The 21,390-nt window shown below is 70.4% G+C and carries 20 protein-coding genes; 10 read left to right on the top strand and 10 right to left on the bottom strand.

What is annotated here, in order from left to right; all coding sequences use genetic code 11:
- The first annotated feature begins 1 nt into the window (after position 1).
- The 3 genes from AC2DGY_RS14835 to AC2DGY_RS14825 all read left to right on the top strand — a co-directional run bounded on the left by AC2DGY_RS14835 (position 2) and on the right by AC2DGY_RS14825 (position 2,292).
- On the top strand, positions 2 to 955 hold the full coding sequence (locus AC2DGY_RS14835) for a carbohydrate ABC transporter permease (RefSeq protein ID WP_484510521.1): 954 nt from the start codon (positions 2 to 4) through the stop codon (positions 953 to 955).
- The gene (locus AC2DGY_RS14830) at positions 952 to 1,902 is read left to right on the top strand and encodes a carbohydrate ABC transporter permease (RefSeq protein ID WP_484510520.1); all 951 of its coding nucleotides are present in this window, start codon (positions 952 to 954) and stop codon (positions 1,900 to 1,902) included. Before AC2DGY_RS14835 ends, AC2DGY_RS14830 begins: the two co-directional genes overlap by 4 nt.
- Positions 1,903 to 1,980: 78 nt before the next feature.
- Positions 1,981 to 2,292, top strand: coding sequence for a hypothetical protein (locus tag AC2DGY_RS14825; protein WP_484510519.1), 312 nt, complete (start codon positions 1,981 to 1,983; stop codon positions 2,290 to 2,292).
- 12 nt (positions 2,293 to 2,304) lie between these two features.
- On the opposite strand, the gene AC2DGY_RS14820 is transcribed toward AC2DGY_RS14825, so the two are convergent.
- The 3 genes from AC2DGY_RS14820 to AC2DGY_RS14810 are packed head-to-tail and all read right to left on the bottom strand — an operon-like array spanning position 2,305 to position 5,420.
- A complete protein-coding gene (locus AC2DGY_RS14820) occupies positions 2,305 to 3,393 on the bottom strand; it encodes an ABC transporter permease (protein WP_484510518.1) in 1,089 nt (362 codons plus the stop codon).
- Positions 3,390 to 4,364: an ABC transporter ATP-binding protein gene (locus AC2DGY_RS14815; RefSeq protein WP_484510517.1), complete on the bottom strand. Its 975-nt coding sequence runs from the start codon at positions 4,362 to 4,364 to the stop codon at positions 3,390 to 3,392. Before AC2DGY_RS14815 ends, AC2DGY_RS14820 begins: the two co-directional genes overlap by 4 nt.
- Before the next feature lie 45 nt (positions 4,365 to 4,409).
- Positions 4,410 to 5,420 carry a glycerophosphodiester phosphodiesterase family protein gene (locus AC2DGY_RS14810; protein WP_484510516.1) on the bottom strand — a complete coding sequence of 337 codons (1,011 nt, stop codon included), beginning with the start codon at positions 5,418 to 5,420 and terminating at the stop codon, positions 4,410 to 4,412.
- Positions 5,421 to 5,575: 155 nt separating this feature from the next.
- Here AC2DGY_RS14810 and AC2DGY_RS14805 point away from each other — a divergent pair, with 155 nt between their 5' ends.
- Together AC2DGY_RS14805 and ligD are read left to right on the top strand one after the other, a co-directional pair.
- Positions 5,576 to 6,454 (top strand): Bax inhibitor-1/YccA family protein, encoded by an 879-nt coding sequence (locus tag AC2DGY_RS14805; RefSeq protein WP_484510515.1) that lies wholly within the window; start codon positions 5,576 to 5,578, stop codon positions 6,452 to 6,454.
- 259 nt (positions 6,455 to 6,713) lie between these two features.
- Positions 6,714 to 7,928, top strand: a complete 1,215-nt coding sequence (gene ligD / locus AC2DGY_RS14800; protein ID WP_484510514.1) for a non-homologous end-joining DNA ligase — start codon at positions 6,714 to 6,716, stop codon at positions 7,926 to 7,928.
- On the opposite strand, the gene AC2DGY_RS14795 is transcribed toward ligD, so the two are convergent.
- Positions 7,925 to 8,443 (bottom strand): TetR/AcrR family transcriptional regulator, encoded by a 519-nt coding sequence (locus AC2DGY_RS14795; RefSeq protein ID WP_484510513.1) that lies wholly within the window; start codon positions 8,441 to 8,443, stop codon positions 7,925 to 7,927. The two genes, ligD and AC2DGY_RS14795, sit on opposite strands and share 4 nt — an antisense overlap.
- A gap of 78 nt (positions 8,444 to 8,521) precedes the next feature.
- Here AC2DGY_RS14795 and AC2DGY_RS14790 point away from each other — a divergent pair, with 78 nt between their 5' ends.
- Complete coding sequence (locus AC2DGY_RS14790) at positions 8,522 to 9,244, top strand: MBL fold metallo-hydrolase (RefSeq protein ID WP_484510512.1); 723 nt, start codon at positions 8,522 to 8,524, stop codon at positions 9,242 to 9,244.
- A gap of 190 nt (positions 9,245 to 9,434) precedes the next feature.
- On the opposite strand, the gene AC2DGY_RS14785 is transcribed toward AC2DGY_RS14790, so the two are convergent.
- From AC2DGY_RS14785 to guaB, 6 genes are all read right to left on the bottom strand, one after another.
- Positions 9,435 to 10,826, bottom strand: coding sequence for a glycosyltransferase (locus AC2DGY_RS14785; protein WP_484510511.1), 1,392 nt, complete (start codon positions 10,824 to 10,826; stop codon positions 9,435 to 9,437).
- A 355-nt stretch (positions 10,827 to 11,181) separates the two neighbouring features.
- A complete protein-coding gene (guaA, locus tag AC2DGY_RS14780; RefSeq protein ID WP_484510510.1) occupies positions 11,182 to 12,762 on the bottom strand; it encodes a glutamine-hydrolyzing GMP synthase in 1,581 nt (526 codons plus the stop codon).
- Positions 12,759 to 13,298: a DUF3817 domain-containing protein gene (locus AC2DGY_RS14775; protein ID WP_484510509.1), complete on the bottom strand. Its 540-nt coding sequence runs from the start codon at positions 13,296 to 13,298 to the stop codon at positions 12,759 to 12,761. The genes guaA and AC2DGY_RS14775 overlap by 4 nt, the downstream gene beginning before the upstream one ends.
- Before the next feature lie 9 nt (positions 13,299 to 13,307).
- Complete coding sequence (locus tag AC2DGY_RS14770; protein ID WP_484510622.1) at positions 13,308 to 14,099, bottom strand: SURF1 family cytochrome oxidase biogenesis protein; 792 nt, start codon at positions 14,097 to 14,099, stop codon at positions 13,308 to 13,310.
- Positions 14,100 to 14,269: 170 nt separating this feature from the next.
- Positions 14,270 to 15,385 carry a GuaB3 family IMP dehydrogenase-related protein gene (locus AC2DGY_RS14765; protein ID WP_484510621.1) on the bottom strand — a complete coding sequence of 372 codons (1,116 nt, stop codon included), beginning with the start codon at positions 15,383 to 15,385 and terminating at the stop codon, positions 14,270 to 14,272.
- A 155-nt stretch (positions 15,386 to 15,540) separates the two neighbouring features.
- Positions 15,541 to 17,043 carry an IMP dehydrogenase gene (gene guaB, locus AC2DGY_RS14760; RefSeq protein WP_484510508.1) on the bottom strand — a complete coding sequence of 501 codons (1,503 nt, stop codon included), beginning with the start codon at positions 17,041 to 17,043 and terminating at the stop codon, positions 15,541 to 15,543.
- Between the two features lie 340 nt (positions 17,044 to 17,383).
- Between guaB and AC2DGY_RS14755 the strand changes: the two genes are divergently transcribed.
- The 4 genes from AC2DGY_RS14755 to AC2DGY_RS14740 are packed head-to-tail and all read left to right on the top strand — an operon-like array spanning position 17,384 to position 21,313.
- A complete protein-coding gene (locus AC2DGY_RS14755; RefSeq protein WP_484510620.1) occupies positions 17,384 to 18,616 on the top strand; it encodes a branched-chain amino acid ABC transporter permease in 1,233 nt (410 codons plus the stop codon).
- Between the two features lie 9 nt (positions 18,617 to 18,625).
- The gene (locus AC2DGY_RS14750) at positions 18,626 to 19,606 is read left to right on the top strand and encodes a branched-chain amino acid ABC transporter permease (RefSeq protein WP_484510507.1); all 981 of its coding nucleotides are present in this window, start codon (positions 18,626 to 18,628) and stop codon (positions 19,604 to 19,606) included.
- Positions 19,596 to 20,594: an ABC transporter ATP-binding protein gene (locus AC2DGY_RS14745; RefSeq protein WP_484510506.1), complete on the top strand. Its 999-nt coding sequence runs from the start codon at positions 19,596 to 19,598 to the stop codon at positions 20,592 to 20,594. Before AC2DGY_RS14750 ends, AC2DGY_RS14745 begins: the two co-directional genes overlap by 11 nt.
- Positions 20,591 to 21,313 (top strand): ABC transporter ATP-binding protein, encoded by a 723-nt coding sequence (locus AC2DGY_RS14740; protein ID WP_484510505.1) that lies wholly within the window; start codon positions 20,591 to 20,593, stop codon positions 21,311 to 21,313. Before AC2DGY_RS14745 ends, AC2DGY_RS14740 begins: the two co-directional genes overlap by 4 nt.
- The last annotated feature ends 77 nt before the right edge of the window (positions 21,314 to 21,390 follow it).

The raw sequence follows: 21,390 nt of genomic DNA, 5'->3' as shown, positions 1-21,390 counted from the left end.
GGTGACCGCCGTCTCCGCCGCGACCGTCGACCCGGCCCGCCAGCGGTCTCGGCGCCGCGCGGCCCGTCGCAATGCCCGGTCGGCATTGCTGTTCCTCTCGCCCTGGCTCATCGGCTTCGCCGTCTTCACGGCATGGCCGTTGCTGTACAGCGCCTACCTGTCCTTCACCGACTACGACGTCATCAACGACCCGTCCTTCGTCGGGTGGGAGAACTACACCCGACTGTTCGACGACCCCAAGATCGGCCTGGCCCTGGGGAACACGTTCTTCTACACGCTGGTGCAGGTGCCGGTGTACGTGATCGTCGCCCTCGCCCTCGCGGTGCTCCTGCACCGCGCGGGCCGCGCGTCCGGATTCTTCCGGACGATGGTGTTCCTGCCCAAGATGACGCCGCCGGTGGCCATCGGCATCCTCTTCCTGCTGCTGTTCAACGGCCAGAACGGGCTCATCAACGCGATGCTGGGTTCGGTCGGCATCAGCGGTCCGGCGTGGACGACCGATCCGTCGTGGGTGAAGCCGGGGCTGATCATCATGAGCGTGTGGACCGTGGGGTCCACCGTGATCATCCTGCTCGCGGCACTGCAGAGCGTGCCCGAGGAGCTGTACGAGTCGGCGCGCATCGACGGCGCCGGGCGCTGGCGGCAGTTCACCAACGTCACGCTTCCCCTCATCAGCCCCGCCCTGTTCTTCATCGTGGTGGTCAACACGATCGCCGGCCTGCAGACCTTCGACGAGGCCTACACGGCGTTCTTCGGCGCCGGCAACACGACCTACAGCAACGATGCGGCCCTGTTCTACGTCATCTACCTCTTCCAGCAGGCGTTCCAGTTCCTGAACATGGGGTACGCCTCCGCGATGGCGTGGATCCTCTTCTTCCTGATCATGGCCGTCACGGCCGTGCAGCTGATCGTGTCGCGACGGGTCGTGTACTACGAGGGCGAGGCCCCGAAATGACCGGCATCCTCTCCCCCGGAACGGGCGCGGCGGGGGCCGCCGGTCAGAACCCCGCTCACCCGCGGGGTCCCGCGGCGCTGTCGGTCGCCTCCGACCCGACGCCGCGGGCCCGCAGGAAGCGCGTGCCGCTGACCCGCGCCATCGTCATCGTGCTGCTGACGCTCGTGACGGTCGCCTTCGCCTACCCGTTCATCTGGCTCGTCTCCGCGTCGTTCAAGCCACGGGGAGAGGTCTTCGACAACCGCCTCATCCCCGAGACGTTCACCCTCGACAACTACGTGCAGGTGTGGCAGGAGGCCCCCCTGGCGCTGTGGCTGTTCAATACGGTGCTCGTGACCGTGCTCGCCGCCGTGACGGTCACCATCTCCAGCGCGATGGTCGCATGGGGCTTCGCGCACTTCCGCTTCCGCGGGCGCAACGTCCTCTTCGGTTTCGTCCTGGCGTCGATGATGCTTCCGGGGGCGGTGACCATGATCCCGACGTTCCTCATCTGGAACTCGCTCGGTTTCGTCGGCACCCTCGTTCCGCTGTGGGCCGGGAACCTGTTCGCGAGCGCCTTCTACGTCTTCCTGCTCCGGCAGTTCATGCTCGGGCTCCCCCGCGAGCTCTTCGACGCGGCGCGCGTGGACGGGGCGACGCAGTGGGGCGTGTTCTGGCGCATCGCCCTGCCGCTCCTGCGTCCGGCTCTCGCGGTGACACTGGTCTTCGAAGTGCAGGCGGTCTGGACCGATCTGATGCGGGCGCTGATCTACCTGCGCGACTCGTCGACGTTCACGATCCCCCGCGGCCTGAAGTCGCTCGTGGACGCCTTCGGCTTCGGCGGCGAGTGGCACTGGGAGCTGATCGTGACGGCGAGCGTCATCGCCACTGTCCCGATGATCATCGTCTTCTTCATCGGCCAGAAGCAGATCATCCAGGGGATCAGTACCTCCGGGCTGAAGGGGTGATCCGCCCGAAGTCAAGCCCCTGAGCAGGTGCCACAGGGCCGTCGTACGGTCCCCTGGTTCGCGGATGAAAGGACGACGATGACGATCGCAGACAACATCCCGGCTTGTGGCGGGGACGCCGCGTCGGCCCCCGGCAGCCGCCTCGTCCTCGTGCCGGTGGGGACCGAAGAATGGCTGATCCACGACACCCGGTTCCCCGCCGATGACGCACGCCGCCTCGTCGCGTGCGTTCGGCCGCGCGGACCCGATCACGTCGACGTCATCTGGCTGCGAGGCAGGGGGCTCCCGGCGCGCTTCGCGCGCGTGCAGGAAGCGGTGGATGCTGCCGCCCGGGCTGTCGCCACCGGCAGCGCATCCACTCCTGCCCGGCCCCGGCGGTGGCGCGGCTGAACGCGGCTCTCCTCACGCGATACGCGTGCCGGGAGGAAGCCGCCGGGCCGGCGTGCGCGTGCGCTGCCATCCCCAGACGAGGAGTCCCGCCGTCAGCAGCAACTGCACGAACAGTCCGACGAACCAGCTGGGGGCGGTGTCGCCGATCTGATCCCGCGGCACGGGTCCGGGGTTCTGCCACGTGGCAGTGTCGCAGTAGTCGTAGCGCACCTCGGTCTCCGGCGGGATCTGCGCGGCCCGCACCCCCCATGCCACCTGGCCGAACAGGTCTTCCGGGTAGCCCTCCTGCGTGTAGGTCGTCGGCGTCGCGTCGGCGAGGATGACGAACGGGTTGGCCGCCAGGAGCCACCACACGTGGTCGGACCTCGTGGACTCGTACGTGTACTCGCGCCACGGTGAACACGTGCTCGGCGGCACGTCCTCCACGCACCCGGTGTCGTCGGGGTCCTCCCCCGGCCCACACACGTACACGCCCTCCTGGTCGAAGCTGCGCTCGTACGCGGTCACCTCGACCCGCGCGGTCGCCGTTCCCAGGCCGAAGGCGATGAGCGTCCCGACGGCGAGAGCCGCCACGACGAGGTACGTCGCCGCCACCGAGAACAGCGGTCGCGCGATGATCGCGCTCAGCCCCACGCCGATCCCGGCCACGACACCGACCTCGACGACCAGGATCGCCAGGGACGTGAGGATCGTGGCCGGCTGCAGCTCGCCGGCGAGGGTGGCGACGACGAGGAACGGCAGGGCGACGACGAGGAAGGCGAGGCCCGCGATCCACGCCGCCAGGAACTTGCCGAGCAGGATCTCTCCGGTGGTCGCCAGGGTCACCTGCATGGGGGCCAGTGTCGCGGCGTCGCGATCGCCGTTGATGCTGTTGCCGCTGAGCGTCGGGGAGACCAGGAGGGCGAGCAGCAGCACGAGGAAGATCAGCAGCGAGAACAACCATCCGCCGCTGTCGTCGTTCAGTGCGGACGCGGTGATGGCAAGGGCGGTGACGACCAGCAGCACGAGGGCGAAGATCCCCAGGAGCACGTACCACGCGACCGAGCGCAGCCGCTGGGTCAGTTCGAGGCGGATGACGGTGCCCAGCCGCGACCCGCTCATGCGTCGCCCCTCCGCAGGTCGAGGAAGGTGTGCTCCAGGTCGCCCGTGGCCGGGGCGAACTCGGCCACCGCGACCCCCGCGGTCACGAGCGCGCGGAGGGCGTCGGCGGCGTCGGCGTCGGAGGCGAAGGGCACGAGCACGTCGCGCCGGTCGACCGAGAGGTCGCCGGGTCGCCGGCCCAGGGCCGCGGCCACGCGGGCCAGGGCGTCGGGCGGACCGTCGGGCGCGGCATCCGTCTCCGACCCTGTGAATCCGGGTGCCCCCGCGAGCACCCGGATGCGCCACGCCCGCGAGCGCCCCGCCGCCTGTGCCACGCGGTCGGGCGGGACCGTCTCGCCGGCGACGAGGAACACGGCGTCATCGACGAGCTCTTCGAGCTCGCTCAGCACGTGGCTGGACACCAGGATGGTGCGGCCGTCGCTCGCGAGGCGGCGCAGCAGCAACCGCAGGTCGATGCGGGCCTGCGGGTCGAGGCCCGACGCGGGCTCGTCCAGCAGCAGGATCCGCGGGTCGTGCACGAGAGCGCGGGCGAGGGCCAGGCGCTGCTTCTGCCCGCGTGAGAGCACCCGCGCCGGAGAGCCGGCGAGGTCGCTGAGCCCCACCTCCGCCAGCAGGACGTCGGCGCGGTACTCCGCGTCGGCCCGCGACAGGCTGTACAGCCGCCCGGTGGTCACGAGCGTCTCGCGAGAGGTGAGCGTCGGCCAGGCGCCGAGCGTGTCGGGCATCCAGCCGAGCTGCGCCCGTACGGCGGCGGGATCGGTCACCGGGTCGACGCCGTTGAGTCGGATCTCCCCCGCATCCGGTCGCAGCAGCGACGCCAGCATGAGCAGCAGGGTGGTCTTTCCGGAGCCGTTCGGGCCGACGAGCCCGGTGACGCGTCCCGCCTCGGCCCGGAGGGTGACATCGCGCACCGCCTCGACCCGGCCGAACGACCGCCGGACACCGTCGGCGGCGATTCCGGGCGCAGGCATGCGGTCAGCCTAGGGGCGGTGCGAGTGAGGGCACCAGCGCCGTGCTCACTCCCGGAAGAAGCTCAACCCGAGGTCGGGGTGGTCGACGAACACCCCGTCGACGCCGGAGTCGCGGATCACCGCCCACTCGCCGGCGAAGTCGCCGAACGCCCCGGCACCCCCGCGACCGCGGAACTGCGGGAGGAGGAACGTGTTCTCGGGCCTGCAGGTCCACGTATAGACCTGCAGGCCGCGGTCGTGCGCGTCGCCGACCACACGACTCGGCCCCGCGGTGCGCCCGCGGCCGTCGGGGGCGAGGATCATGCGCTTGTCGACGCTGATCCCGTCGACGCGTCCGGCCAGTGCGTCCAGCCCGGCGGGCGCGGCCGTCGCGGCGTAGGTCGGGGCCGATGATCCGTGGCGGGCGACAAGGTCGTACGGACTCCCCGCCGCCTCCAGCAGGTAGATGTAGGTGCCGGGGAGACCACGGGCGCGGAGGTCTTCGATGACGGTGGACTCGAACGACTCGAACACCACCGGCAGCTCGCCGCGCGCCCACCCCGCCGCGTGGAGCTCCGCCGCGATGAGTGCGGCCACGTCGAAGCCCAGCTCGCCGAAGTAGGTGGCGTGCTTGATCTCGAGCACCACGCCGATCTCGCGGCCCTGTTCGAGCGACGCCTCGCGGACGAGATCCAGGACGTCACGCAGGCGCAGGACGGGTTGCGTGCCGTCGAACGAGGCGCTCGACGGCCGGATCTTCGGCAGTCGCTCGCGACAGCGGAGGGTGCTCAGTTCGTCCCACGTGAAGTCCTCGGTGAACCAGCCGGTCAGTTCTGCGCCGTCGACCGTCTTGGTCGTGCGCCGGTCGGCGAACCCGGGATGCCGGCCGACATCGGTCGTGGAGCCGATCTCGTTCTCGTGGCGCACCACCAGCACGCCGTCCCGGGAGACGACGATGTCGGGCTCGACAGCATCCACGCCGAGGGCCAGCGCCAGCTCGTACGACGAGCGGCTGTGCTCGGGACGGTATCCGGGCGCACCGCGATGGCCGATGACGAGCGGATGGGGGCGACTCACGGCCCCACGCTACCCGCGCGAACGGCACCCGATCGGGCGGGTAGCGCTCATAGCGAACCTTCAGCGCCGTTCTGCCGGGGTGCGCACGCGGTCGGCTATCGTTGATGCACAGCACAGTGCTGTGATCCCAGACATTCTTTGGAGTGTGAGAGCAAGTGGCCCTCAACAACCCGGCCTTCAACAACCCGGCGTTCCAGGACTCCCGCGCCGCTTCGACGTACCCGGGCGGTCCTGCCGCGACGCAGTACGCGCCGCCGCCGGCCGCCGAAGCCGCACAGCTGGACGGCATGTACGCCGCCCCGCCCGCCGGCGCCCGCGAGACCGGTCGCATGACGGTGGAGGACACCGTCCACAAGACCCTCGCGCTGTTCGGCGTTCTCGTGGTCACCGCCGTGGCCGGCTGGATGTGGACGATGGCCGGCGTCACGGCGCAGAATCCCAACCCGTCGGTCGCGCCGATGCTCATCGGAGCCATCGGCGGCTTCGTGCTGGCGATGGTCAACATCTTCAAGAAGCAGCCGTCGGTGCCGCTCATCGTCGCGTACGCGGCGTTCGAGGGTCTGTTCGTCGGTGGCATCTCGGCCTTCTTCGAGTTCATCTACCCCGGCATCGTCTTCCAGGCGACCCTCGCGACCCTCTCGGTCGTGGGCGTGACCCTCGCGCTGTTCGCCAGCGGCAAGATCCGCGCCTCGGCGAAGGCGACGAAGATCTTCCTCATCGCCATGGTGGGCTACCTCGTCTTCAGCCTCATCAACGTCGGTCTGATGCTCTTCAACGTCCCGATCGCCGGCGGCGCCTTCGGTCTCCGTTCGATCGAGATCTTCGGCATCCCGCTGGGCGTCATCATCGGCCTCCTCGTGGTCGTCATGGCCGCCTACTCGCTGGTGCTCGACTTCGACCAGATCCAGCGCGGCGTCCGCGCCGGCGCCCCCCGCAAGTACGCGTGGGTCGGAGCCTTCGGCATCATGGTCACCGTCGTGTGGCTGTACGTCGAGATCCTCCGCATTCTCGCCATCCTGCGCGGCAACAACTGACCCACCGCTTCCCGAAGGGGGTCGCCCATCCGGGCGGCCCCCTTCGTCGTTCCCGCTGCACCGCGCACCGCCGTATCCGCCACGCCCGCCGGACCTGCCACGCCCGCCGGACCCGGACGCCGGCCTGCGTTCAAAACTCAGGAGATCCGCGGCCGAACCACCCCCAACCGGGCTCCGGAGTGCGGAATCTCCTGAGTTTTGAACGGCGTCGGCTCGCAACCCCTCGCCGCCGCGCCCGTCGCACAGCTAACCTCGCGGCATGAGCCCGTCGAAGACGCCCGCGGAAATCCTCGACATCGGCGGGCACGAGGTGCGCGTCACGAGCCCCGACCGGGTGGTCTTCCCCGCACCCGGCATCACGAAGCTCGACATCGTGCGCTACTACGTGGCCGTCGCCGAGGGCGCCCTCCGCGGGGCCGGCGGGCGCCCGATGGTGCTCAAGCGTTTCGTGAAGGGCATCGACCAAGAGGCGTTCTTCCAGAAGCGCGTGCCGGAGAACCACCCCGACTTCATCGACACGGCGACGCTGCACTACGCCCGCGGAACGTCGGCGGAGGAGACGGTGGTGCGGGATGCGGCGGGCCTGGCCTGGATCGCGAACCTCGGATGCCTCGACCTCAACCCGCATCCCGTGCGTGCCGAGGACCTCGATCATCCCGACGAGCTGCGCGTGGACCTGGACCCCATGCCCGGCGTGGACTGGACGCAGATCGTCGACGTCGCCTTCATCGCCCGCGACGTGCTGAGCGACTACGGCCTGGTCGGCTGGCCCAAGACGAGCGGGTCGCGCGGGCTGCACATCCTCGTGCGCATCGCGCCCCAGTGGGACTTCACGCACGTGCGCCTGGCTGCCGAGACCCTCGCGCGCGAGGTGGAGAACCGCGCCCCGGGGCTCGCCACCGCGCGGTGGTGGAAGGAGGAGCGGGGCGAGAGCGTCTTCGTCGACTTCAACCAGAACGCCAAGGACCGCACCGTCGCGTCGGCGTACTCGATCCGCCCGCTCCCGGATGCGCGGGTGTCCACCCCGCTCACGTGGGACGAGGTGCGAACACGTCGGCCGGAGGAGCTCACGGTCGCGACGGTGCTCGAGCGCTTCGCCGCCCTCGGCGACCCGCATCGGGGCATCGACGAGGCGGTCGGCTCGCTGGATGGTCTGCTCGAACTGGCGGAGCGGCTCGGACCGGCCGAGAAGCCGCCCCGCGACTCCGACGGCTCGGGCCGGCGCGCATCGACCATGCCGCTCATCGAGATCGCGCGCACGAAGACCAAGCCCGAGGCGCTCGAACTCCTCGACCGGTGGAAGGCGGAGCATCCGGAGGTCTCCGGGATGCTGCATCCGGCCGACGTGCTCGTGGACGGGATGCGCGGGTCGAGCTCGCTGTGGTACCGCGTGCGGGTGAACCTGCAGCACGTTCCCGAGGCCGAGCGACCGGAGCAGGGCGAACTGCTCGCGACGTACGACCCCTGGGCCTAGAGCGCAGCGCCCAGGCGCGACAGCCCGTACTCGAAGGCCGCGTCGATGTCTCCGCCCAGCCGGAAGGCACCCGCCAGTTCCATGGTGAGGAAGCCGGCCACCCAGGCCGTGAGGAGCCGCGCCGCATCCAGGGCGTGCTCGTCTCCCACGGCGGCGCGGGCGACCCGCAGCACCGGTGCGCTCGCCCGGGCGAGGAGCTCGGGGTCGGTCGGTCCCGCGAGCAGGAAGCGGAAGCCCTCGGGCTGATCGTGCGCGAAGGCGCGGTACGCGCGCGCGAGCCCCTCGATGCTGTCGGCGGAGGTCTCCAGGCGCACTTGCAGATCCTCCGCGATGGCGGCACCGACGAGGACGAGGAGCGCCTCGCGGTCGCGGACACGTTTGTACAGCGACGGCGCGCGCACGCCCACGCGTTCGGCGACGGCCTGCATGGTCACGCGAGCGGGGCCCCCCGCCTCGAGCAGGTGGCGGGCCGCCCCGACGATGTCGTCGAGACTCGTGCGTTCCGGTGTCGGCATCGGATCCCCTCATGGCTATTGACATAAGCTATCATAGCTACGTAGCATAGCCATCACTGGTAGACAAGGACACGCATCATGCGACTCGCACCCCATCTCTCCCGCATCGGGAACGACATCGTCGCCGCCCACCTCATCGACACCCCCGAGGGGATCACCGTGATCGACGCGGGCCTCCCCGGCCACTGGCGCGACCTGCAGACCGAGCTCGGCGCGCTCGGACGCTCGCTGGGCGACATCCGCGGCGTCGTGCTGACCCATGGCGACAGCGATCACATCGGTTTCGCCGAGCGTCTGCGCCGGGAGCACGGCGTCCCCGTGTTCGTCCACTCCGCGGACGCGGACCGCGCCCGCGGCGGCGACAAGCCGAAGACGGCGATGGGCGCCATGCGCCTGGGCCCGACGCTCGGGTTCGCCGCCTACACCCTGCGCAAGGGCGGGATGCGGCCGCAGCATCTCACCGAGGTCACCGAGGTCGCCGACGGTGAGGTGCTGGATCTTCCCGGGGCCCCGCGGGTCATCGCGCTGCCCGGGCACTCCCCCGGCAGCATCGCGGTGTACTCCGCGGTGGCCGGAGCCCTCTTCGTGGGAGACGCCCTCACGACGCGCAACGTGCTCACCGGACGTACGGGCCTCCAGCCGGCGCCCTTCACCGACGAGCCCGCGCAGGCCCTCGCCTCGCTCGACCGCCTCGCCGGGCTCGAGGCGTCGTGGGTCGTGCCTGGCCACGGCGCGCCCTACCGCGGATCGCCCGCGGATGCCGCCGCCGCAGTCCGCGCGGCGGCTTCCGTCGCCGGCTGAGTCTCCCGGAACACCCGTGGGGCGGAGCAAAGCCTGAGCGAGCCGTACTCAGCCTGAACACTCGCCGTCCCGGTTGCGACGCCCGAATTTGCGCGGGCTCTCACCGCTACGGCGTCCGTTCAGACTGATTACGTGCACGGGCCCACCGGGTGCCGGTGCCCGGTCGGGCCTATCGGGAGGGGGCGGCGGGTCAGATCCGCCGGGAGGGCCGGGCAAGCACATCGCGCACGGCGGCCGACAGCGCCGACATGGCGCGCGCCGGGTCGACCGCCCGGGAGGCGGCAACCGCCTCGGTCGCGAGCCGCTCGCGGAGGGCCGCATCCGACAGCACCTCCGCGAGCGCTGCGACGAGCGCCTCCTCGTCGCCGTCGGGCACGAGGATGCCGCCGCCGGAGGCGAGCAGGTCGCGCGGCCCGTAACGGATGTCGAAGACCACCGCCGGACAGCCGTGCACGAGGGCCTCGCCGAGGGCGAGCCCCTGCCCCTCGAACGCCGAGGTCTGCAGGTACACCGACGCGTCATCGAGCACGCGGCCGGGATCACCCGTCGCCCCGCGCAGCACCACGTGTGCCGCGAGGCCACGCTCGTCGATCAGGGCCTGGAGGCGCGACCGCTCCGCCCCCTCGCCGTAGATGTCCAACCGCGCGGCGGGAACCGCCTCGACCACGCGGGCGAAGGCGCGGATCGCGACGTCCACGCGCTTCCCGGGCGCGAGCCGGCCGAGCATGACCACGCGCCCCGGGTCTCGATCGCCCGGCGGCACCACCGACTCGGCCGCGGCGATGCCGTGCGGCGCCAGGACATGCACGTCGGATGCCCCGAACCGGTCCTGCACGTCGGCGCGCTGCGATGCGGTGGGCCACAGCACGGCATCGAACCGTTCGGCCAGGGTGAACCACCGCGACCACAGCGGGTTCAGCGCGGCATCCGTCTCGTATGGCGGCTCGAGGTGGATCGTATGGATCGCGTGCACGAGCCGGATGTCCGGGTCATCCCACCCGGCCAGGAGCTCGCCGAGCTGACGCGATTCGCACAGGACGACCACGGGCTTGTCCGCTGCGGCGCGGAGCTCCGCCACGACAGCGGCGAGCCACGCGCGGTACAGCGCCCCGAACCCGTCCACGATCCCGGCGACCGACCCGTCGCGCCCGCGGATCACCACGGGCGCCGTGCTGATGTGCCAGTCGGGATCACCGGCGATCACCGGAACGTCGACCACGGGCCTGCCGAGGGCGTCGTCGATCGTGCGGTAGGCCAGCGCCGGGTCGGGCTCACCCGGGTGCCCGGCTGACCGCAGCCACGCCGCCGCGCCGCCGTGCGGGTCGGCGGCTTCGTCGAAGAGGTTCCGCATGCGGCCGGGATCGGCGACTGCTCCCCGCCGGACGAATTCCGCCCGGTGCGCGGCATGGTCGGCCGGGCTCCCCGGGTCGACGGTGAGGAGGAGCGGCCCCTCCCCGCCCGCCACGCCGGCCTCGGCCATCTGCCGGGCGCGCGCGAGCGCGGCGATCGTGTACCCGCCGTCCCGGTCGGGCACGAGCCTGCTCGACAGCACGAGGTACCACGCGTCCGGGAAGTCGCTCACGCGTCCATCCTCCCCCGGCCCCGCCCCCGATGCTGCCCTTCGTCGCGCACCTCTGCCCGACGGGCAGGCCACGACGGCCTTCCCCTCCCCACGCGCGGGCGGCATGACCGAGCCGCATCCCAGGTACCGCCGAGGACGGAGTGACATCCCCCTCCGGTCAATCGGGGCGCAGGGGTCCCCGCTCTTGACCGGAGGGGGATGTCACGCAGTCCGGGAGCGGCGAGGGGCGCGCAGGGCGCAGCGATGTGCTCCCTCAGACAATCGGGGTGCAGGGGTCCCCGCTCTTGCCTGAGGGGCACATCGCGGAGCCCGGAGCGAACCGCGGGGCGTCACCGAGCGACGCCGCACCTGGGGCTCACTCCCATTCGATGGTCCCCGGGGGCTTGGACGTGACGTCGAGCACCACCCGGTTCACCTCGCGCACCTCGTTGGTGATGCGGTTCGAGATGCGCGAGAGCACGTCGTAGGGCAGGCGGGTCCAGTCCGCGGTCATCGCGTCTTCGCTGGAGACCGGGCGCAGCACGATGGGGTGCCCGTAGGTGCGGCCGTCGCCCTGCACGCCGACCGAGCGGACATCGGCGAGGAGCACGACGGGGCACTGCCAGATCGCCGCGTCCAGGCCGGCCTTGGTCAGCTCGGCGCGGACGATCGCGTCGGCGTCACGCAGAATCTCGAGGCGGTCAGCGGTGACCTCACCGACGATCCGGATGCCGAGGCCGGGGCCCGGAAACGGCTGGCGGCCGACGATCACCTCGGGAAGCCCCAGTTCGCGGCCGATCGCCCGCACCTCGTCCTTGAACAGCGTGCGCAGCGGCTCGACGAGTTCGAACTGCAGATCTTCGGGGAGCCCGCCGACGTTGTGGTGGCTCTTGATGTTGGCCGTTCCGCTGCCGCCCCCGGATTCGACGACGTCGGGGTACAGCGTCCCCTGGACGAGGAAGCGGATGGGCTCCCCGTCGGCAGCCGCCTCGGCGACGAGGTCGGCCTCTGCCGCCTCGAAGACACGGATGAACTCGCGCCCGATGATCTTGCGCTTCTGCTCGGGGTCGCTCACTCCGGCCAGGGCGTCGAGGAACTGCTGGCGCGCGTCGACGGTGACCAGGCGCACGCCCGTGGAGGCGACGTAGTCGTTCTCGACCTGCTCCCGCTCGCCCTTTCGGAGGAGCCCGTGGTCGACGAACACGCACACGAGCTGGTCGCCGACGGCTTTGTGCACGAGGGCCGCGGCGACGGCGGAATCGACACCGCCCGATAGGCCGCAGATCACGCGCGCATCGCCCACCTGGGCGCGGATCTTCTCCACCTGCTCAGCGATGACGTTGCCGCTGTTCCAGTCGGCGGGAACACCCGCGGCGCGGTGCAGGAAGTTCTCCAGCACGGCCTGGCCGTGGTCGGTGTGCTTGACCTCGGGGTGCCATTGCACCCCGTACATGCGCCGCGCGTCATTGCCGAACGCGGCGACCGGCGTCGCGGCGGTGCGGGCGAGCACGTCGAAGCCCTCGGGGGCCCTCGACACCTGGTCGCCGTGGCTCATCCAGACGTTCTGCTCCGGGGGCTGCCCCTGCAGCAGGGTGCCCTCGGTCACGACCGTCGCATCCGTCGCCCCGTATTCACGAAGGCCCGTGTGCGCGACCTCGCCGCCGAGCGCCTGAGCCATGACCTGGAAGCCGTAGCAGATGCCCAGGGTGGGGACGCCGAGGTCGAACACGCCCACGTCGACCGAGGGGGCACCCTCCTCGTACACCGATGACGGACCGCCCGAGAGGATGATGCCGACCGGGCTCTTGGCGGCGATCTCCGCCGCGGTGGCGGTGTGCGGAACGATCTCGCTGTACACCCCCGCCTCGCGCACGCGGCGGGCGATCAGCTGCGCGTACTGCGCGCCGAAGTCGACGACGAGGACGGGACGCTGGGATGTCTCGGTCTGTTCGGTCATCGGGTGCCTTTCGGGGCGGATTCCACGGAGGATGCGGGAACGGCGGCGGATGCCACGGCCGCCTCGCGCTCGGCGAGGTAGGTGCGCACCTGCGTGGCGGTGGCCGCTTCGAGGAAGAAGGACAGCAGCGGCACGACGCCACCGAGGGCGAGGAGCACCAGACGCGGCAGCGGCCAGCGCATGAGGCTCCACAAACGGAAGCACGAGACGAGGTAGACGACGTAGAACCAGCCGTGCGCCACGAGGATGAACAGCGAGATGTTGAAGCCGTCGCCGGCCGAGATCATCTCGCACGAGTTCGTCTGCGGGAGGAACAGCGACCACCACTCGCACCCGGGGCCGGGGATCACCGTCGCGAGCCACAGCGCACCGCCGGACCCCCCGGCGAACAGCTCGAGGTGCAGCGGGGTGTACTTGAGGATCATCTCCGCCAGCAGCAGGAGCAGGCCGATGCCGGTGATGATCGAGCAGATCTGGTAGAACTTCAGCGCTCCACGGATCGCCGGAAAAGTGGCGAGTTTCGGGGCTGCGGGCATGGCTCCATTCTACCCGCGCGGTTCGCCGGCCCCGTCCGCGGCAGCATCCTCGAGATCCTCGAGCTCCTTCTCCCAGGCATCCCGGGAGAGCCGGTACCAGAGGTAGAACGCGAACCCGGCGAACACCGCCCACTCGGCGGCGTAGAACAGGTTCAGCCAGTTCACCGTGCCACCCTCCTCGGGCGCGGGCGAGGAGATCGGGTCGAGGCCCCCCAGCGGCTCCCAGGAGGTCAGGTACGGCCGGTACACATCGAGCCCGTCGATGTCGTGCCAGCGGGAGAGGAGCGCCGGGGGCGACATCCGCGTGATCTCGTACGGGTGGGCACCGGCGGGGGGCAGGGCAGGGCCCTCATCGGAGATGATCCGCCCGGTCACCTCGACGATCTCGCCGGGGTTCTCCGCGGCCGCCGCCGAGAGTGCGGATGCGGCGGCCTCGGCCTCCGCGCGGTCGTCGGTCCACCCGACCGCGACGGCCAGGGACGTGGGCTGCGCGGTGTCGGCGAGGCGGAGCTGGCCCGTCACCCAGAACCCCGCGACGCCGTCGTTGTACCGGTCGGCCACGACGAGGAAGTCGCCCGGCACCCAGGTGCCGCGGGTCTCCACGCGCTGACCCACCAGCGGCTCGGGCAGGTATTCGCCGGGTTGGGCGACCTCCGCCAGCGGCCGGATCTCCTCGGTCATCCCCGGCGGGGGCGGGTCGCTGTCGATGGCGCTTCCCAGCTGCCACTGGCCGAGCCACGCGAACACCCCTGCCGCCGCGAGGCACAGCGCCAGCATGGCCAGCCACTGCGGCCGCAGCATCACCTCGCGCAGCGTCGGGGGGAACTCTTCGACAAGCTCAGTGCGACGCTCCTCGACAGGCTCAGTGCGACGCTCTTCGACAGGCGCAGTGCGCGGCTCTTCGACAGGCTCCGCGACCGGCTGCGGGTCGGCGGGTTCCGATGCGGGGTCGCGGGGCGGGACGTCGGGCATCAGGAGCCGTAGGGCGCGACGACCACCTCGACGCGCTGGAACTCCTTGAGGTCGGAGTACCCCGTGGTGGCCAGAGACTTCCGGAGCGCACCGATGAGATTGGCCGTGCCGTCCGAGACGGGTGCCGGGCCGTAGAGGACCTCCTCGAGCGTGCCCACCTGGGGAACGCGCACGCGCCGTCCGCGCGGGAGCTGCGGATGGTGGGCCTCGGGGCCCCAGTGGAACCCGCGGCCGGGGGCATCCGTCGCCCGCGCCAGGGCCACACCGAGCATGACCGCATCCGCTCCCATCGCGAGCGCCTTGACGATGTCACCCGACGTGCCCACGCCGCCGTCGGCGATCACGTGGACGTAGCGGCCGCCCGATTCGTCGAGGTAGTCGCGGCGGGCGCCGGCGACATCGGCCACGGCTGTAGCCATCGGCGCGTGGATGCCGAGCGTCGCACGCGTCGTGGATGCTGCTCCCCCGCCGAATCCGACGAGCACGCCCGCCGCTCCCGTGCGCATGAGGTGCAGGGCGGCGGTGTACGAGCCGGCGCCACCCACGATGACGGGCACGTCGAGGTCGTAGATGAACTTCTTGAGGTTCAGCGGCGCGCTGACGCTGGACACGTGCTCGGCCGAGACGGTCGTTCCACGGATGACGAACAGGTCGACGCCCGCAGCGACCACGGTCTCGTAGAGCTCCTGCGTGCGCTGGGGCGTCAGTGCCCCGGCGACGGTCACGCCAGCCGCGCGGATCTCCGCGAGGCGGTCGCGGACGAGCTCGGGCTTGATCGGCTCCGAGTACAGCTCCTGCATCCGCCGCGTGGCATCCGCGTCCTCGAGGCCGGCGATCTCGTCGAGCAGCGGCTCCGGGTCGTCGTATCTGGTCCACAGACCTTCGAGGTCGAGGACGCCGAGTCCCCCGAGCTGGCCGAGCATGATGGCCGTGCGCGGGCTCACGACCGAGTCCATCGGGGCGCCCAGGACCGGGATCGCGAACGGGAACGCGTCGATGGTCCACCCGGTCGAGACGTCCTCGGGGTTGCGGGTGCGCCGGGACGGAACGACGGCGATGTCGTCGAAGGTATAGGCGCGGCGTGCGCGCTTGGCGCGGCCGAGGTCGATCTCCATGGTCACCCCTCCAGCCTACTCGCGGGTTCCGGCGGCTCCGGCGGCGAAGGAGCGCTATCGGGGAGCAGCATCGTCCCTCCCCCAAAACGCCGTCGACTCGCCACCAAACGTCGCAATCCCCGCAGAAATCGGACGCTTTGTGGCGAGTCGACCGCTTACCTCTTGTAGTTGGGCGCCTCGACGACGATCTGCACGTCGTGCGGGTGCGACTCCTTCAGCCCGGCGGAGGTGATCCGCACGAATTTGCCCTTGGCCTTGAGCTCGTCGATCGTGCGGGCGCCGACGTAGAACATCGACTGCCGGAGTCCGCCGACGAGCTGGTACGCCACCGCCGAGAGCGGACCGCGGTACGCGACCTGCCCCTCGATCCCCTCGGGGATGAGCTTGTCGTCGTTGGGGACGTCGGACTGGAAGTAGCGGTCCTTGGAGTAGGACGTCTTCTTGCCGCGCGTCTGCAGGGCACCGAGGGATCCCATCCCGCGGTACTGCTTGAACTGCTTGCCGCCCTGGAACACGATCTCGCCCGGGGACTCGTCCGTGCCGGCCAGGAGCGACCCCAGCATGACGGTGTCGGCCCCGGCCACGAGCGCCTTGGCGATGTCGCCGGAGTACTGCAGGCCCCCGTCGGCGATGACCGGGATGCCGGCCTCCCGAGCCGCCTGGTAGGCCTCCCAGATCGCGGTCACCTGCGGTACACCCACGCCCGCGACGATGCGCGTGGTGCAGATCGAGCCCGGCCCGACGCCGACCTTGACCGCGTCCGCCCCGGCGTCGATGAGCGCCTGCGCGCCCTCCCGGGTGGCGACATTGCCGCCGATGACGTCGATGTGCGCAAAGGTCGGATCGGCCTTCAGCCGGCGGACCATGTCGATGACGCCCGCGGACTGGCCGTTCGCCGTGTCGACGACGAGCACGTCCGCGCCCGCATCGCGGAGGGCCTCGGCCCGCTCCCACGCGTCGCCGAAGAACCCGATGGCCGCGCCCACGCGCAGCCGGCCGTGCTCGTCCTTCGTGGCGAGCGGGTACTTCTCGCTCTTGTCGAAGTCCTTGATGGTGATGAGGCCGGCGAGCTTGCCGTCGTCGTCCAGAAGCGGCAGCTTCTCCACGCGGTGCTGCGCGAACAGCGCGATGACCTCGTTCGCGCCGATGCCGACGCGGCCCGTGATGAGGCCCTCGGTGGTCATGACGTCGCGCACCTTGGTGGACTGGCGCTCGAAGCTCGAGACGAACCGCATGTCGCGGTTGGTGATGATGCCGACGAGGCGCCCGTCGTCGTCGATGACCGGCAGACCCGAGATGCGGTACTTCGCGCACAGCCCGTCGACCTCTTCGATGGATGCGTCGGGAGTCGTCGTGATCGGATCGGTGATCATGCCCGACTCGCTGCGCTTCACGCGGTCGACCATCGCGGCCTGCTCCTGGATGGAGGCGTTGCGGTGCAGGATGCCCAGGCCCCCCTCGCGGGCGATCGCGATCGCCAGACGCGCCTCGGTGACGGTGTCCATGGCCGCCGACAGCAGGGGCGTCGCCACGGTGATCCGCCGCGTCACGCGCGAGGACGTATCGGCCTCGCTCGGGATGACGTCCGTGTGGCCCGGAAGGAGGAGGACGTCGTCGTACGTAAGGCCGACGAAGCCGAAGGGGTCGTGGTTCTCCATGGTTCTCCTGCGCGCACCGCGCGTTGCTCGAGGGACGACGACGGCCGGGGCGCGACACTCACGCCGTACTCAATTCTAAGTCGCCGGGAGCACGGGTTGTTCCCGCGATGCTTGCAATCGGGCCCGGTGTGCGTAGTATTCCGATCCGGTCACACGCGCTTGCCGTTCGGTAGGTGAAACACGACCGACACATTACGCTCGTAGCGTCGTTGATCGCCGCCGATGCGACCGATCTCGGCGGCTGCCGCCGACTGGAGGATTTGTGAGTCCCACGAGCACTGCGGCGCGTCGAACCCGCGCGAGAACCCTGCCCGCCCTGTTCGCGCTCCTTCTGACGCTGATGGGCGTGTTCGCCGGAGCCGCTCCCGCCGTCGCGGCCGCCGAAGAGGAGTTCCCGTTCGCCATCGGGGGCAACGTCCGCACCGGCGGTGAGCCCGTCGAGGGCGCCACCATCACCGTGACCGGTCAGGACTTCGAGGCCGAGACGGAAACCGCCGAGAACGGCGGCTGGCGTGTGGGTGTCCCTACGAAGGACGACACCTACACCGTCGAACTCGACGCCGACAGCCTTCCCTCCGGCGCCGACGTGCCCGAAGGGTTCGAGACCACGGTCGAGGTGACGTTCGGCGCATCCAATACGATCACGCGCAACTTCACCCTCGAAGCGGCCGAGCGGGTGACGGTGGGCTTCTGGGACCAGCTGCTGTCGCGGTCGGTCAACGGCCTGAACTTCGGCCTCATGCTCGCGCTGGCGGCGATCGGCGTCTCGCTGGTGTTCGGAACGACCGGCCTGTCCAACTTCGCCCACGGCGAGCTGGTGACCTTCGGCGCGCTGGCCGCCCTGTTGTTCTCCGCGGGTTTCTCGATGCCGATCTGGCTCGCCATCCCGCTCGCCGTCGTCGTCTCCGCCGGTTTCGGGCTGGGGATGGATGCGGGGCTGTGGCGGCCCCTCCGACGCAAGGGGCTCGGCACCGTCCAGTTGATGATCGTCTCGATCGGTCTCTCGCTGGCGCTGCGCTACGTCTACCAGATGTTCGTCGGCGGAGGCACGGTGCAGCTTCCCGGTCGCGTCACCTCATCGATCGCGGGGCTCGGGCCGGTGCGCCTCTCGATCACCGACGTTGTCAGCATGGCGGTGTCGGTCGTGGTCATCGCCGCCTTCGCGTGGTGGCTCATGCGCACGCGCATCGGTCGCGCCACCCGGGCCGTGTCCGACAACCCCTCCCTCGCCGCGGCCAGCGGAATCGACGTCGACGGCGTCGTCCGGATCGTCTGGGTCATCGCCGCAGCGCTGGCCGGCCTCTCCGGCGTGCTGTGGGCCTACTTCCGTCCGGGCATCCGGTGGGACATGGGTACCAGCATCCTGCTGCTGATCTTCGCCGCGGTGACACTCGGAGGACTCGGCACCGCCCTCGGGGCACTCGTCGGATCGCTCATCGTCGGCATGCTCGTCGAGGTCTCGACCCTGTGGATCCCGTCGGATCTCAAGTACGTGGGCGCCTTGGTCGTCCTGATCGTCATCCTCCTGTTCCGTCCCCAGGGCATCCTCGGGCGACGCGAGCGAATCGGATAGGTGGGCACCGTGAACTTCCTTCAGATCCTGTCGAACACCGCGGCGCAGATCCTCGCGCCCGCCACGCTCGGCTACGTCCTCGCCGCCATCGGGCTCTCCGTGCACTTCGGCTTCGCCGGACTGCTCAACTTCGGCGTCGCGGGGTTCATGGCGATCGGCGCGTACGGCTTCGCGATCTCGATCCTCAGCTTCGGCCTGCCCTGGCCGGTGGCCGCGCTCATCGGCCTCCTCGCCGCGGTGGTGTTCGCTCTCATCCTCGGCATCCCGACCCTGCGACTGCGCGGCGACTACCTCGCGATCGTCACCATCGCGGCCGCCGAGGTGCTGCGCCTGCTGTTCCTCACCTCGACCTGGCGCGCCTACACCGGGTCGGCCGACGGGCTGTCGGGCTTCCAGGCGGGCTTCCGCGCGAGCAGCCCGCTCCCTCCTGGCCGATGGGGCATCGGTCCATGGACGTACCAGTCCGACCAGTGGTGGGTCATCCTCGTCGGGACGATCACGACCGCGGTCGTCGTGCTGTTCGTCTGGCTGCTGATGCGGAGCCCCTGGGGGCGCGTCATCCGCGGCATCCGCGAGGACGAGGACGCCGTGCGCGCGCTGGGTAAGAACGTCTTCGCGTTCAAGATGCAGGCGCTCATCGTCGGCGGCGTGATCATCGCCGCGGGCGGCATCGTCACGGCGATGGGAACGAACGTCAACCCGAACGTCTACGTGACGTCGCAGAGCTTCTTCGTGTGGACGGCGTTGCTTCTGGGCGGCGCGGCCACGATCTTCGGCCCGGTGCTCGGCGCAGTGCTGTTCTGGGTGGTGCGCGCCTTCCTGTCCAACCTCCTGCCCGCTCTCGTGAACATCGGGTGGCTGCCGTTCCTGACGACCGAGCAGAGCCAGATGCTGGTCTTCGTCCTCGTCGGCGTCGCGCTCATGCTGATCGTCATCTTCCGCCCGCAGGGCATCCTCGGAAGCAAGAAGGAGCTGACCTTTGTCCGCTGACGTCGTACCCCCGACCCCGCGCCCGAAGAGCACCGGCCTGCATAAGGGCGAGATCCGCCCGGGCGTGGAGAAGGTCGACCCGATCATCGTCATCGACGGCGTCACGCGCGTCTTCGGCGGCCTCACCGCCGTGGATGTCGGGCACCTGGAGATCCCCCGCGGAGCCATCACCGCGCTCATCGGGCCCAACGGTGCCGGCAAGACCACGCTGTTCAACCTCCTCACCGGATTCGACAAGCCCAACGCGGGCAACTGGTCGTTCGACGGCAAGAACCTCGCGGGCATTCCCGCCTTCAAGACCGCGCGCATGGGTCAGGTGCGCACGTTCCAGCTGACGAAGTCGCTCGGACTGCTCACCGTGCTGGAGAACATGAAGCTCGGCGCGCCCAAGCAGGCCGGCGAGCGGATCTTCACGGGCATCCTGCCGTTCCTGTGGCGCAAGCAGGAGACGGAGATCGAAGAGAAGGCCCGCGGGCTCCTGCAGCGCTTCAAGCTCGACGCCAAGGAGAAGGACTACGCGGCGAGCCTGTCGGGCGGGCAGCGCAAGCTCCTCGAGATGGCCCGCGCCCTCATGAGCGACCCGGTACTGGTGATGCTCGACGAGCCGATGGCGGGTGTGAACCCCGCGCTGACGCAGTCGCTGCTGGACCACATCCTCGACCTCAAGGACCTCGGGATGACGGTGGTCTTCGTCGAGCACGACATGCACATGGTGCGTCACATCGCCGACTGGGTGGTCGTGATGGCGGAGGGCAAGGTGGTCGCCGAGGGTCCGCCGGACGCCGTCATGAACAACCCGGCGGTGATCGACGCCTATCTCGGCGCGCATCAGGACGTCGACCTCGGTGTCGTCACGGGCCGCCACGCCGGAACGCTCAGCGCCGAGGCCGCCGAACTGCTCGAGACCAAGCAGGAGCTCGACCAGGCCATCGAGGCGGAGGCGCACGGCCACTCGCAGCGCGCCGCGGGCACGGAGGACAGCAAGTGAGCGACAACGTCATCGAGGTCACGTCCGTCGTGGCGGGCTACATCCCGGGGGTCAACATCCTCAACGGGGCCAGCCTCACCGCCGCGAAGGGCGAGCTGATCGGCATCATCGGCCCCAACGGCGCCGGCAAGTCCACGATGCTCAAGGCCATCTTCGGCCAGGTGAAGGTGCGCGAGGGCACGGTGACCCTCAACGGAGACGACATCACGGGGCTCCGGGCCAACAAGCTCGTCGCCAAGGGCGTGGGGTTCGTACCGCAGTCCAACAACGTGTTCCCGAGCCTGACGATCGCCGAGAACCTGCAGATGGGCGCCTACCAGAGCCCGAAGTCCGTGGCCGAGCGCACGGACTTCGTGACCTCGATCTTCCCCGACCTCGGCAAGCGCCTGCAGCAGCGCGCCGGCTCCCTCTCCGGCGGCGAGCGCCAGATGGTCGCGATGGGCCGCGCGCTCATGATGGACCCGCACGTGCTGCTGCTCGACGAGCCGTCGGCCGGGCTGTCGCCCTCGCGCCAGGATGAGGCCTTCCTGCGCGTCTCGGAGATCAACAAGGCCGGCGTGACGACCATCATGGTCGAGCAGAACGCGCGCCGCTGCCTGCAGATCTGCGACCGCGGCTACGTCCTGGACCAGGGGCGCGACGCCTACACCGGCACGGGGCGCGAGCTGCTCAACGACCCCAAGGTCATCGGGCTCTACCTCGGAACCCTCGGCGCCTGAGCTTCGCGCGCCTCGCGCGCCTCGCGCGCCTCGCCGCCGTTCAGGGGACGGGATCGGCCGCCTCGCGCCCCGGGGAG

It is taken from the genome of Microbacterium sp. Z6_144 (assembly GCF_057197625.1).
The sequence above is the reverse complement of the archived record's forward strand: the minus strand, read 5'-3'. Positions and strand labels throughout refer to the sequence as shown.

Excerpts from the sequence above, each read along its gene's own strand:
- AC2DGY_RS14830 (WP_484510520.1), top strand. The coding sequence starts at position 952 with ATGACCGGCATCCTCTCCCCCGGAACGGGCGCGGCGGGGGCCGCCGGT.
- AC2DGY_RS14825 (WP_484510519.1), top strand. The coding sequence starts at position 1,981 with ATGACGATCGCAGACAACATCCCGGCTTGTGGCGGGGACGCCGCGTCG.
- AC2DGY_RS14820 (WP_484510518.1), bottom strand. The coding sequence starts at position 3,393 with ATGAGCGGGTCGCGGCTGGGCACCGTCATCCGCCTCGAACTGACCCAG.
- AC2DGY_RS14815 (WP_484510517.1), bottom strand. The coding sequence starts at position 4,364 with ATGCCTGCGCCCGGAATCGCCGCCGACGGTGTCCGGCGGTCGTTCGGC.
- ligD (WP_484510514.1), top strand. The coding sequence starts at position 6,714 with ATGAGCCCGTCGAAGACGCCCGCGGAAATCCTCGACATCGGCGGGCAC.
- AC2DGY_RS14795 (WP_484510513.1), bottom strand. The coding sequence starts at position 8,443 with ATGCCGACACCGGAACGCACGAGTCTCGACGACATCGTCGGGGCGGCC.
- AC2DGY_RS14790 (WP_484510512.1), top strand. The coding sequence starts at position 8,522 with ATGCGACTCGCACCCCATCTCTCCCGCATCGGGAACGACATCGTCGCC.
- guaA (WP_484510510.1), bottom strand. The coding sequence starts at position 12,762 with ATGACCGAACAGACCGAGACATCCCAGCGTCCCGTCCTCGTCGTCGAC.
- AC2DGY_RS14775 (WP_484510509.1), bottom strand. The coding sequence starts at position 13,298 with ATGCCCGCAGCCCCGAAACTCGCCACTTTTCCGGCGATCCGTGGAGCG.
- AC2DGY_RS14770 (WP_484510622.1), bottom strand. The coding sequence starts at position 14,099 with ATGCTGCGGCCGCAGTGGCTGGCCATGCTGGCGCTGTGCCTCGCGGCG.
- AC2DGY_RS14765 (WP_484510621.1), bottom strand. The coding sequence starts at position 15,385 with ATGGAGATCGACCTCGGCCGCGCCAAGCGCGCACGCCGCGCCTATACC.
- guaB (WP_484510508.1), bottom strand. The coding sequence starts at position 17,043 with ATGGAGAACCACGACCCCTTCGGCTTCGTCGGCCTTACGTACGACGAC.
- AC2DGY_RS14755 (WP_484510620.1), top strand. The coding sequence starts at position 17,384 with ATGGGCGTGTTCGCCGGAGCCGCTCCCGCCGTCGCGGCCGCCGAAGAG.